Source organism: Streptomyces sp. NPDC058525, assembly GCF_042719495.1.
Lineage (GTDB): Bacteria > Actinomycetota > Actinomycetes > Streptomycetales > Streptomycetaceae > Streptomyces.
In genome coordinates this window covers 1-11,545 of sequence record NZ_JBHXNP010000168.1, presented here as the reverse complement: position 1 = coordinate 11,545, position 11,545 = coordinate 1, and the positions used below count along the sequence as shown (strand labels likewise).

Here is an 11,545-nt window from a genome sequence, read left to right as displayed (position 1 = left end):
AATTCTAAAGACTAAGACGTCATACGATATCTGCTATTGTCTGGTGGGCTGGTTTTTGTTTATAAGACACCGGCCCAACTCTCTGCGGCGGCGCCGGGGGTCCGGGCGGGGGGGCCCCCCCCCCGGCCGGAACACACCGGGCGGACGGCCGACCCCACCGCCCAATTGGTCCAGACCTATTGACCGCAATCCATCCGGAGGAATAGGTTCCCGGCCACGCTCCCCCCGTGGCCGCACCCCTCACCTCCCGGAGGCGCTTCCCGAACGCGACCGGCACGAAGTGGTTCACCATGGCGTTCATCCTCTCCTCCGGCGGCTGCAACCCGGCCTGGGACGGCCGGCGCGCCCTCACCGGAGGGATCGACCAGAGCACCATCGCGGCGATCCGCGCCGCGGGCGGCGACATCGTCCCGTCCATCGGCGGCTGGCAGGGCAACAAGCTCGGCCCCAACTGCGCCACCCCCGGGGCCCTGGCGGGCAGTTCAGCTCCATCACAGCCGGCTTCACCGGCTGACTCAGCTACGGGAGCCCAGCGCGGCCACGGCTCCGACCATCCGGTCCCAGAACCTCCCGGTCTCCAGGGTCATCGCGACCTGCGCGTTGACCGGGAGGTCCAGGGACCCGTGGAGGTCGACGACCGTGGCCCCCCGCGTGTACTGGCCGCGCAGCTCCACGACCACGCCCGCCGGTACGCAGTGCACGAGCCCGGGATCGACGACGCGGGCGACGGCCACGGGGTCGTGCAGCGGCGGGCTCTCGAAACCCCACAGGCTGCGGTAGGTGCCGGCGAAGAAGGACAGCAGTCCGGCGCAAGTGCGGCCGAGCTCGGTGCCGAGGTCCTCGAAGCGGGCCAGCACCTCGGGGGTGGCGAGGGCCTGGTGGGTCACGTTGAGGCCGCACATGGTGATCGGCACACCGCTGCGGAAGACGATGTCGGCGGCCTCCGGATCGGCCTGGATGTTGAACTCGGCGGCCGGCGTGCGGTTGCCGCGCTCGGTGGAACCGCCCATGAGGACGATCTCCCGGATGTGCGCGGCGGCCTCGGGGTACCGGGTGAGCAGCAGGGCGATGTTCGTCAGGGGCGCCGTCGGCACGAGGGTGACGGGCTCCGGGTGCGTGGTCAGGATCCGGTGGATGAGCTCCACGGCGTGCCCGGGGACCACGTCCACGGTGGGTTCGGGGAACCGCGGCCCGTCCATGCCCGACTCCCCGTGGACGTCGTCCGCCACCGCCAGCGGCTGGACCAGCGGGCGGTCGCAGCCGGCGGCGATGGGCACGCCGGTGATGCCCGCGACCGTGCACACGCGGCGGGCGTTCAAGGTGGTCTTGGCGAGCGTCTGGTTGCCGGCGACCGTGGTGATCGCGAGCAGGTCGACCGCGGGGTCCCCCGCCGCCAGCATGATCGCCAAAGCGTCGTCGTGGCCGGGATCGCAGTCGATGATGATCGGAACAGGCACGCTCACTCCTCGCAACCGGGGCATCCAGGGCATCTCCCGCACCAAGTCTGCCCCCTCACGATGCCCGGTCCGCCCGGAGGGAACCGTCCCGCGGTACGGGGGCGTGATGCGGCGGGGATGTTCCGTACGGCGGAGGGGGCGGGGCCGGATGACCGATCATCAGCGCGGGCCGGGGGACGAACGGGAGCTGGGCGAGGCACGGCGGGACGCCGACGAGTACCGCTTACGGGCACGCGAGGATCCCGACCTGCACCTCCCCGGGTTCGCCCTCTGCCTGTACCGGCTCGGCGCCCTGCTGATGGAACGGGCCGAGCGGCACGAGGAGGCGGCCGAGGTGCTGGACGAGGCCGTCGAGGTGACCCGGCGCCTCGCCGCGGCGAACCCGCACGGCTGGCTGCCGACCTTGGCCATGACCCTGGACCAGCGGGCCCTGCTCATGGGCATCCTGGGCCGCCGCGCCCGGGCCGGGGCCCTCGCCGCGGAGGCCACCGACCTCTACCGCGGCCTCGCCCGCCAGGATCCCGAGCGGCATCTGCCGGGCCTGGCCGCGGCGTTGACCAATCTCGGCAACCAGCTGGCCGAGCTGGGACAGCACCACGAGGCGCTCGACCGGATGCGCGAGGGCGTGGAGGTACGCCGCACCCTGGCCGCGCGGCAGCCGGACGGCGGGGGCGCGGCCGGTCTCGAACTGGCGTCGGCGCTGGTGGAGCTGGGGGTCAAACTCGGCGAGATGGGCCACCACGAGGAAGCGGCCGACGTCCTGCGCGACGCGGTCGGCCGCTACCGCGCACGCATCGACTCCCCGGCCGCCCCGGCCCCGGCCGCCAAGGAGCTGGCCGACCACTGGGTGGCCCTCGTCACCCTCGCCCGCGAACTGACCGCGCTGGGCCTCGGCGACGAGACGGAGCCCTACCGCACGCAGGCGGCCTCCGTCCACCGGCGGCTCGCCCGCACCAGCCCGCACTTCCTCGCCTTCGTCACCGCCGTGGCCCGGCGGGGCGGCATCACCGTCGGCGAGGACGGCCGGTTCGAGCAGGCATCGCGGCCCGCGTCCGGCCCGCCCCGGGCCGCCGCCCCCGACCCGGCCGTCCTGGCCCGCGTCCGGAACCTGAACGAGCAGGGCCTGCGGCTGGCCTCGGCCGGCAGCCTCGACCTGGCCGTCGGGATGCTCCGCGACGCCGTCGACCTGTCCCGCCGGACCGCGGCGACCGCGCCGGGCCTGTCCATCGCGCTGGCCCGCTCGCTGCACAACCTGGGGCTGGCCGAGGCCTGGAGCGGCCATCGGGCCGAGGCCCTGGCGGCCGCGGACGAGGCCGTGCACCTGTACCGGCGGGCCGTCGAGGCGGCGCCCGGCCCGGTGCGCCCGCTGCTGGCGGACTCGCTCGACAGCCTCGGCAGCCGGCTCGCCGCGCTCGGCCGCCACCACGATGCGCTCGTGCCGGCCCGCGAGTCCGTGCGCGTCCACCGGCAGCTCGCCCGGGAGGACCCCACCGCCCGCCTCCCGGAGCTGGCCCGGGCGCTGAACAACCTCGGCGTACGGCTCACGGACGCCGGCCTCCACGAGGAGTCGCTCGCCGTCGCGCGGGAGGTCGTGGACCTGTACCGGCGGATCCAGGCGAGCGGGTCCGGCATGACGGGAGGGACGGGCACGGCGGACACCGACCACCTCTCCGGGCTGATCCACGGCCTGTCCAACCTGGGCCTGCGGCTGGCCCGGGCCGGGTACGACGAGGAGGTGGCCGCCCCCACCCTGCAAGCCGTGGAACTGCTGTCCGGCCTTACCCGGATCCACCCCGGCAACGACGTCGCCGCCCTCGCGGACTCCCTGGCCTGGCTCGGCCACCACCTCGGCAGGACCGGCCACCGCCGGGAAGGGCGCGCCGCAACCCGGGCCGCGGAGGACCTGCGGCGCCGGTCGGCCGTCCGACGGTGAGGACCGGACCCACCGGTGCGGATCCCCGGGCATCAGGGCGCCCCGGCTCCGCGGTCCGCCACCGGCGGCCACCCGGACGGACGAGCGGGACGTCAGTGACGCGTATGGAAGTGGCCGGGATCCGTCAAGGTCGCGTTACGGGGTGGCCGGGGGTGGGCGGGTACGGGGATAGCTTCGGGTGCGCGCTCCGGATCGCCTCCCCGCACCGGGGCGCCGTCCGCCACTCGTGGTTCCTCAGGGAGGGCCCCATGTGTTTGTTCCAGTACGACGACGATCCCGAGCCTGAAGAACGGATCCCGGCCGGGCCCCTGTACGTGCCCGCCCGGCCGGGAGGCGCGCACGTCACCGTGCGGCTGTTCCGCACACCCCTGGGAGCCCGCACCGCCGTCGGCTTCACCAGCCTGGAACGGCTGGCCGCCACCCTCGGCACGGACCAGCCCTGGATCCGGCTCTCCGAGACCGCGCTCCGCGCGATGGCCGAACCGCTCGGAGCGGCCCTGCTGACCGTCGACCCGGCCCTCACCGCTCCCCCGGTCGCCCCGGCCCGGGTCATCCCCCGCCTGCCCCGCCAGGCCACCGTGAGCGCGGCCGGGACCGCCCGACGGGAGAGCGCGTCATGACCACCGCCCTGCTTTCCGAGATCCGGGCCGGCGCCGGCGACCTGTCCATCTGGCCGGCCTCCACGACACGGCTCCCGCACGGCGGGCTGGCGGTGGGCGGAGTGTCGCTCACCGAGGCCGCCGAACGGTTCGAGACCCCCGTCTACGTGCTGGACGAGGGCGAGGTGCGCGCACGCTGCCGGACCTACCGCGACGCGTTCCCCGACGCCGGCGTCCTCTACGCCGCGAAGGCCTTCCTCTCCCGTGCGATGGTGCGCTGGGTCCGCGAGGAGGGGCTGGGCCTGGACGTGTGCTCCGCCGGAGAGCTGGAGCTCGCCGTCACCGCCGGTTTCCCGGCCGAGCGGATCGTGCTGCACGGCAATGCCAAGTCGCCGCGCGACCTGGCGGCCGCGCTGCGGCTCGGCGTCGGGCGGATCGTCATCGACAGCCCGTCGGAGATAGCACGGATCGCGGCCGCCGTCGGCCCCGAGGGCCGCCAGAAGGTCATGGTGCGGGTGGTGCCGGGCGTCTCGGCCGGGGGCCACGACAAGATCCGTACCGGTACGGACGACCAGAAGTTCGGCCTGTCATTGACCGACGGGGGCGCGCACCACACCATCGCGCGGATCCTGGGCCAGTCCCAGCTCGAGCTGACGGGCCTGCACTGCCACATCGGCTCCCAGATCACCGACGTGAAGCCCTACCTGGTGGCCCTGCGCCGCATGGTGGGCCTGATGGCCCGCATCCGCGACACGCACGGGGTCGTCCTGCCCGAGCTGGACATGGGCGGCGGCCACGGCGTCGCCTACCGGCCCGGCGAGGCCGCGCTCGACCTGACCTCGTTCGCCCGGCGGATGCGCACCGAGCTCGTCGAGGGCTGCGCCGCGGCCGGCCTGACCGTGCCCCGGCTCCTGATCGAGCCCGGCCGGGCCGTCGTGGGACCGGCCGGTGTGGTCCTGTACCGGGTGCTGGCCGTCAAGCACACCGGCGACACGGTGTTCGTCGCGGTCGACGGCGGTATGAGCGACAACCCGCGCCCCGCCCTGTACGGGGTGCGCTACGCGCCCCGGCTGATCGGCCGCGCCTCGACCGCCGAGCCCCGTACGGCCACGGTCGTGGGCCGGCACTGCGAGGCCGGTGACGTGCTCGCGGCGGACGTGGAGCTGCCCGGCGACGTCCACCCCGGCGACCTGCTGGCCGTGCCGGTGGCCGGCGCCTACCAGCTGTCCATGGCCTCGGGCTACAACCTCGTCGGCCGTCCCGCGGTCGTCGCCGTCCACGAGGGCACCGCTCGGGTCCTCGTACGGCGCGAGACGCTGGAGGACTTCCGCAGCCGGGACATCGGCGCGTAGTCCCGCCGTGCCCGGCCCCCGCAAGGGCCGGGCACGGCCGCGGGGCCGGCGGCGGCGTCAGGACGGTGTCTGCTCCGCCGCCCGCCAGACCGTGGTGATGTTGCAGAACTCCCGGATCCCGTGTCCCGACAGCTCGCGCCCGTATCCGGACCGCTTGACGCCGCCGAAGGGCAGGGCGGGGTGCGAGGCGGTCATCCCGTTGACGAAGACGCCGCCCGCCTCCAGGTCCCTCGCGGCCTGTTCGACGTCCGCCTCGCTGCGGGTCCACAGGTTCGAACTCAGCCCGAAGGGCGTGTCGTTGGCCCGTTCGACGGCCTCTTCCAGGCTTCCCACCCGGTACAGGGTGGCGACGGGCCCGAAGGCCTCCTCCCGGTCAATGCGCATGGCGGGGGTCACGTCGGTCAGCACCGTCGGTTCGTAGAACCAGCCGTCCGCGTGCCGGGGCGGGCGCCGGCCGCCGCACAGGACGGTCGCGCTGTGCCGTACGGCGTCGTCCACCAGCTCCTCCAGGTCGCTGCGGCCGGCCTCGGTGGCCAGCGGTCCGACGTCGGTGGACTCCTCCATCGGATCGCCCACCGTGAGCGCCCGCATCCCGGCCGTGAAGCGCTCGGCGAACTCGTCGTGGACGTCGGCGTGGACGATGAAGCGCTTGGCGGCGATGCAGGACTGCCCGTTGTTCTGCACGCGGGCGGTCACCGCGGTGCGCGCGGCCCGGTCGATGTCGGCCGAGGGCATCACGATGAACGGGTCGCTGCCGCCGAGCTCCAGGACCGTCTTCTTGACCTCGTCGCCGGCGACGGACGCCACCGCGCGGCCGGCCGGCTCGCTGCCCGTCAGGGTGGCCGCGGCCACCCTCGGGTCGCGCAGGACGCCCTCCACCGCGGCCGAGCCGATGAGCAGGGTCTGGAAGCAGCCGCGGGGGAAGCCGGCCCGGTGGAAGAGCTCGCCGAGGTAGAGCGCGGTCTGCGGGACGTTCGAGGCGTGTTTGAGCAGGCCCACGTTGCCGGCCATCAGGGCGGGCGCGGCGAACCGTACGACCTGCCACAGGGGGAAGTTCCAGGGCATGACGGCGAGGATCACCCCGAGCGGCCGGTAGGCCACCCGGACGGCCGCCGCTCCGGCGTCGCGCACGTCGTCGGGGGCGGGGTGCTCGTCGGCGAGGAGGGATTCGGCCCGGGCGGCGTACCAGCGCATGGCCTTGGCGCATTTGGCGGCCTCGGCGCGGGCGGCCGCCAGCGGCTTGCCCATCTCCGTGGTCATGGTCCGCGCGATGTCCTCCGTCTCCGCCTCCAGCAGAGCGGCCGCCCGGACCAGCAGCTCGGCGCGCTCCGCGAAGGCGGTGCGGCGGTACGTGGCCGCCGCCGCGGCGGCGTCGGCGAGGCACCGCTCGACGCCCTGGGCGTCGAGCGGGTCGAAGGTGCGCAGCGTCTGACCGGTCGTGGGGTTCACGGTGGCGATGGGCATGGTGGGACCTTCCTACGGGGCGGCCGCCTCCCCCCGACCCTCCCCCGCGCCGGGGGCCCGCGCAACGCGGCACACCGTCCGGCGGGGGCCGGGCGGTGTGCGGCGTGCGGTGCGGGCGCCCGTCCGGCGGGTCAGCGTGTCAGACCGCGTCGTCGCAGGCGGGGCACCTCAGGTCCGCGTGCTGCGGCGGGTACCACGTGGCGCCGGGCTCCGCGGCCGGTGTCCACGGGGCCGCTTCCATGGCGAAGGTGTCCCTGCCGCACAGGGTCCTCGGCCCGGCGGCCGCGTTCGACCCGGGGGCCGCGGGCGCGGCGTGCACGCGCCTGACGGTCGGGTCCTGCCGGTCGACCTCGTACACCACGACGATCCCGCTCATACCTCGACGGTAGGCGGCGCCGGAGCGGCCCGCCCGCTGTCCGGCGCCGGCCAGTACGCCGCCTTGTCCCGCGCCGGCAGCAGTACGGCCGCCACCAGCGGGAACACGGCCGCCAGGGCGAACACGGCGGGATAGCCCCGTCCGGCGATCAGCGCACCGGCCAGCGGCGGGACCAGGGCCACGGCGGCGTGCTGGCCCATCCCGTGGATCCCGAGGGCGCGGCCCGCCCAGTGGGGTCCGGCGTACTCGGCGACCGCGGTGTTGTGCAGTCCGTTGGTGCTGACCGTCAGTCCCGCGGCCAGCAGCAGGGCCGCGGTGCCGGCCGCGGAGTCCCAGGCGGCTCCGACGGCGAGCAGGGCCAGGTCGGCCGTGGTGGCGACGGCGAGCAGCCGCATCGGCCGGATCCGGCCGGCCACCTTGTCGGACCACCAGCCGGCGAGCAGCCGTACGCCCGCGCCGGCCAGGTTGGCGGCGGCCAGCACCCCGCCGGCGGCGCCGGCGGACCAGCCGCGCACCTCGGTCAGGAACAGCAGGGCGAACCCGGTCACCACGAACTGCGGCACGCACAGCGCCGCGGCGGCGCCGTGCAGCCGCCACAGGTAGCCGCCCCGGTACGGGGCCTGGGAGGCCGGTGCGCCGGCCGCGCGCCGGGGGCGCGGCGGATCGGTGGCCCACAGGGCGATGGCGAGGCCCGCGGCCCCGCACAGGGCGGCGCAGAAGCCGAGGGCGGCGGAGAGGCCGATGTACTGGGCGAGCGGCGGCAGGGCGGCCGCGGCCACGGCGGTGCCCAGCGGCTGCGAGGCCTGCCGGACGCCCATCGCGATGCCCCGGCGGTCGGGCGGGAACCAGCCGATGACCAGCCGCCCGGAGGCCGAGTTGACCGAGGAGCCCGCGGCTCCGGTCAGCACCAGCAGGGCCGCCAGCGTCCGGGTCCCGTGCACGGTCGCCGCCGCCGCGGTGGCCGCGGCGGCGATCAGCAGTCCGGCGGACAGCGCGAGCCGCTCCCCGTACCGGTCGGCGACCGCCCCCCAGCCGATCAGCCCGAGCAGGACCCCGGCGAGCGGGCAGGCGACGAGCAGTCCGGCGCCGGCCAGGGAGAGCCCCAGTTCCCGCTGGAAGGCGGGGATCAGGTAGGCCAGGCCGTAGAGCACCGTGGTGCTGGCGGTCTGGCCGACCGTACCCAGGGCGAGCATCAGCCAACTGCGCGGGATCCGGTGCTTGTTCATGCCCTCACCCTAACGAGACAGCCGGAATATGAGACGAATCATTTCGAATGATGAGACACTTTCGCCCACTTCCCTCCAGGCGCGGCACTCTGACGAATCATCAGGTCATCCGTCCCGGACTCTTGACTCCGTACGCGCCAGTAGCGATCGTTTCGAGCACACACTGTTCGGGCCATGACAAGTCGGCCCGCGCGTCCCCCTCCTCCGACCGAAGACGTGAGTGATGACGATGACTGGACACCCCTACCGCCGGCATCGGCCCCTCGCGGTGCTCGCGCTGTTCCTCGCCATGGTGGCCATGGTGCTCGGCCCCGCGGCCACCTCCTCGGCCGATCCCGGCTGGTGGAACCCGGTCGCGCGGCCCGCGCCCGACTCGGAGATCAACGTCACGGGCGAGCCGTTCAAGGGGACCGACGACCAGGGCAAGGTCCGCGGCTTCGTCGACGCGCACGACCACCTGATGTCCAACGAGGGCTTCGGCGGCCGCCTCATCTGCGGCAAGCCGTTCTCCGAGCAGGGCATCGCCGACGCGCTCAAGGACTGTCCCGAGCACTACCCCGACGGCTCCCTCGCGATCTTCGACTTCATCACCAAGGGCGGCGACGGCAAGCACGACCCGAACGGCTGGCCGACCTTCAAGGACTGGCCCGCGCACGACTCGCTGACCCACCAGCAGAACTACTACGCCTGGGTGGAGCGGGCCTGGCGCGGCGGCCAGCGGGTCCTCGTCAACGACCTCGTCACCAACGGCGTGATCTGCTCGGTCTACTTCTTCAAGGACCGCGGCTGCGACGAGATGACCGCCATCCGCCTTGAGGCGCAGAAGACGTACGACATGCAGGCGTACGTCGACAAGATGTACGGCGGTCCGGGCAAGGGCTGGTTCCGGATCGTCACCGACTCCACGCAAGCCCGCGAGGTCATCAAGCAGGGCAAGCTGGCCGTGGTCCTCGGCGTCGAGACCTCCGAACCGTTCGGCTGCAAGCAGATCCTGGACATCGCCCAGTGCAGCAAGCAGGACATCGACCGCGGCCTGGACGAGCTGCACCGGCTGGGCGTGCGCAGCATGTTCCTGTGCCACAAGTTCGACAACGCGCTGTGCGGGGTCCGCTTCGACCAGGGCGCCCTCGGCACGGCCATCAACGTGGGGCAGTTCCTGTCGACGGGCACCTTCTGGCAGACCGAGAAGTGCCGGGGCCCGCAGCACGACAACCCCATCGGCCTCTCGGCGGCGCCCTCGGCGGAGAAGCAGCTCCCGGCGGGCGTGGCGGTGCCGGCGTACGCGGCGGACGCGCAGTGCAACACCCGCGGTCTGACCGAGCTCGGCGACTACGCGGTGCGCGGCATGATGAAACGCAAGATGATGCTGGAGATCGACCACATGAGCGTGAAGGCCGCGGGCCAGGCCTTCGACATCCTGGAGTCCGAGTCGTACCCGGGCGTGATCTCCTCGCACAGCTGGATGGACCTGGACTGGACCGAGCGCGTCTACCGCCTGGGCGGCTTCATCGCCCAGTACATGGGCGGCGCCGAGGGGTTCAGCGCGGAGGCCAAGCGCACGGACGCCCTGCGCGACAAGTACAACGTGGGCTACGGCTACGGAACGGACATGAACGGAGTCGGCGGCTGGCCCGGCCCCCGCGGCGCCGACACCCCGAATCCGGTGCGCTACCCCTTCCGCAGCACCGACGGCGGCTCGGTCATCGACAAGCAGACCACCGGCGCACGGACCTGGGACCTGAACACCGACGGCGCCGCGCACTACGGCCTGGTGCCGGACTGGATCGAGGACATCCGGATCGTCGGCGGGCAGGGCGTCGTGGACGACCTGTTCAAGGGCGCCGAGTCGTACCTGACCACCTGGGGCGGCTCCGAGAAGCACAAGGCGGGCGTGAACCTCGCCGCGGGCTCCGCCGCCTCGTCCTCCTCCGCCGAGTGGAACCCGTTCACGAGCTACGCGCCGGGCCGGGCCGTGGACGGCAGTACGGGCACCCGCTGGGCCAGCGACTGGAGCGACGACCAGTGGCTGCGGATCGACCTCGGAGCGCCCACCCTGGTCAAGCGCGTCACCCTCGACTGGGAGCGCGCGTACGGGAAGTCGTACCGCATCGAGCTGTCGTCCGACGGCACGAACTGGCAGTCCGTGTGGTCCACGACCACCGGCGACGGCGGCCTGGACACGGCGCGGTTCGACGCCACCCCGGCCCGCTACGTCCGGGTCCACGGCACCCAGCGCGGCACCCAGTGGGGCTACTCCCTGCACGAGGTGGGCGTGTACAGCAGCTGACGCCGAGGAGGTTCCCCGTGCCGTGGCCGGCAGGTCCGCCGGCCGCGGCACGGGGCGTGCCCGCAGGGCCCTGGGCCCGTGATCCGGAGGGAACCCCCATGGCACGGATGCCGTCGGCCGAGCGGCGCCGGCAGCTGACGGAGGCCGCGATCCGCGCGATGACCCGGGACGGCGTCGCGCGGACGACGACCCGGTCGATCGCCGCCGAGGCGGGCGTGTCGCTGAGCGTCTTCCACTACTGCTTCGACTCCAAGCAGGCCCTGCTGGAGTCGGTCATCACGACGATCACCGACCACTACGTCAAGGTGGTGAAGGAGGCGATCCAGCCGAAGGCCACCCTCCGGGAGACCGTCCGGGCCGGCTTCCAGGCGTACTGGGACCACGTGGCGGCCCACCCCGGCGAGCACATGCTCACCTACGAGCTCACGCAGTACGCCCTGCGCCAGCCGGGCTTCGAGCACCTGGCCCGGCGGCAGTACGAGCTGTACGCCGACACGTACACCGAACTCATCGAACAGCTCGGCCCTGAGCCGGGCTTCGAACCGCGCGTGCCCGTCCCCGCGCTGGCCCGCTACCTGGCGGCCATGACCGACGGGATGACCCTGAGCCTCCTGGTGCTGGGCCACGACGCGGCCTCGGCGGACGTCCTCGACACCATCACCGACCACGTCGCCGGCCTCGTCGGCGACACCGCCGCGGGCCTGCCCGCCGGCCCGTAGGCCGTCTCTTTCGGATCTTGCCTGACCCGCGCCGCCTGGCACCGCGCCTCGCCGCGTTGTCGGGGCGCCCAAGTACGTCCAGTACTCGGGCGCCCCTCCGCCTTGCGATGCACGGCACCAGACGACGCGGGC

General features: G+C 73.7%; 9 protein-coding genes and 1 pseudogene. 6 read left to right on the top strand and 4 right to left on the bottom strand.

Translation table 11 applies throughout. From position 1 onward, the window contains the following. Positions 1-263: 263 nt before the first annotated feature. A pseudogene (locus tag ACFWP3_RS40445) lies at positions 264-482 on the top strand (chitinase); the annotation flags it as partial. 33 nt (positions 483-515) lie between these two features. Here the strand turns inward: ACFWP3_RS40445 and ACFWP3_RS40440 are convergent. Continuing rightward, complete coding sequence (locus ACFWP3_RS40440) at positions 516-1,457, bottom strand: nucleoside hydrolase (RefSeq protein WP_384231680.1); 942 nt, start codon at positions 1,455-1,457, stop codon at positions 516-518. A 148-nt stretch (positions 1,458-1,605) separates the two neighbouring features. Between ACFWP3_RS40440 and ACFWP3_RS40435 the strand changes: the two genes are divergently transcribed. The 3 genes from ACFWP3_RS40435 (at position 1,606) to lysA (ending at position 5,341) form a co-directional block, all read left to right on the top strand. Beyond that, the gene (locus ACFWP3_RS40435; protein ID WP_384231678.1) at positions 1,606-3,390 is read left to right on the top strand and encodes a tetratricopeptide repeat protein; all 1,785 of its coding nucleotides are present in this window, start codon (positions 1,606-1,608) and stop codon (positions 3,388-3,390) included. A gap of 248 nt (positions 3,391-3,638) precedes the next feature. Further along, complete coding sequence (locus ACFWP3_RS40430; RefSeq protein WP_384231684.1) at positions 3,639-4,010, top strand: SAV_915 family protein; 372 nt, start codon at positions 3,639-3,641, stop codon at positions 4,008-4,010. Then, positions 4,007-5,341 (top strand): diaminopimelate decarboxylase, encoded by a 1,335-nt coding sequence (lysA, locus tag ACFWP3_RS40425; RefSeq protein ID WP_384231675.1) that lies wholly within the window; start codon positions 4,007-4,009, stop codon positions 5,339-5,341. Before ACFWP3_RS40430 ends, lysA begins: the two co-directional genes overlap by 4 nt. 57 nt (positions 5,342-5,398) lie before the next feature. On the opposite strand, the gene ACFWP3_RS40420 is transcribed toward lysA, so the two are convergent. From ACFWP3_RS40420 to ACFWP3_RS40410, 3 genes are all read right to left on the bottom strand, one after another. Continuing rightward, complete coding sequence (locus tag ACFWP3_RS40420) at positions 5,399-6,805, bottom strand: NADP-dependent succinic semialdehyde dehydrogenase (protein WP_384231673.1); 1,407 nt, start codon at positions 6,803-6,805, stop codon at positions 5,399-5,401. A gap of 139 nt (positions 6,806-6,944) precedes the next feature. Further along, positions 6,945-7,181, bottom strand: coding sequence for a hypothetical protein (locus ACFWP3_RS40415; protein ID WP_384231671.1), 237 nt, complete (start codon positions 7,179-7,181; stop codon positions 6,945-6,947). Next, a complete protein-coding gene (locus tag ACFWP3_RS40410) occupies positions 7,178-8,407 on the bottom strand; it encodes an MFS transporter (RefSeq protein WP_384231668.1) in 1,230 nt (409 codons plus the stop codon). Before ACFWP3_RS40410 ends, ACFWP3_RS40415 begins: the two co-directional genes overlap by 4 nt. 289 nt (positions 8,408-8,696) lie before the next feature. Here ACFWP3_RS40410 and ACFWP3_RS40405 point away from each other — a divergent pair, with 289 nt between their 5' ends. Continuing rightward, a complete protein-coding gene (locus ACFWP3_RS40405) occupies positions 8,697-10,694 on the top strand; it encodes a discoidin domain-containing protein (protein ID WP_384231682.1) in 1,998 nt (665 codons plus the stop codon). A 98-nt stretch (positions 10,695-10,792) separates the two neighbouring features. Further along, positions 10,793-11,413, top strand: a complete 621-nt coding sequence (locus ACFWP3_RS40400) for a TetR/AcrR family transcriptional regulator (RefSeq protein WP_384231665.1) — start codon at positions 10,793-10,795, stop codon at positions 11,411-11,413. Positions 11,414-11,545: the final 132 nt, after the last annotated feature.

Coding starts and splice junctions, on each gene's coding strand:
- ACFWP3_RS40435 (WP_384231678.1), top strand. CDS start 1,606: ATGACCGATCATCAGCGCGGGCCGGGGGACGAACGGGAGCTGGGCGAG.
- ACFWP3_RS40430 (WP_384231684.1), top strand. CDS start 3,639: ATGTGTTTGTTCCAGTACGACGACGATCCCGAGCCTGAAGAACGGATC.
- lysA (WP_384231675.1), top strand. CDS start 4,007: ATGACCACCGCCCTGCTTTCCGAGATCCGGGCCGGCGCCGGCGACCTG.
- ACFWP3_RS40420 (WP_384231673.1), bottom strand. CDS start 6,805: ATGCCCATCGCCACCGTGAACCCCACGACCGGTCAGACGCTGCGCACC.
- ACFWP3_RS40415 (WP_384231671.1), bottom strand. CDS start 7,181: ATGAGCGGGATCGTCGTGGTGTACGAGGTCGACCGGCAGGACCCGACC.
- ACFWP3_RS40410 (WP_384231668.1), bottom strand. CDS start 8,407: ATGAACAAGCACCGGATCCCGCGCAGTTGGCTGATGCTCGCCCTGGGT.
- ACFWP3_RS40405 (WP_384231682.1), top strand. CDS start 8,697: ATGGTGGCCATGGTGCTCGGCCCCGCGGCCACCTCCTCGGCCGATCCC.
- ACFWP3_RS40400 (WP_384231665.1), top strand. CDS start 10,793: ATGGCACGGATGCCGTCGGCCGAGCGGCGCCGGCAGCTGACGGAGGCC.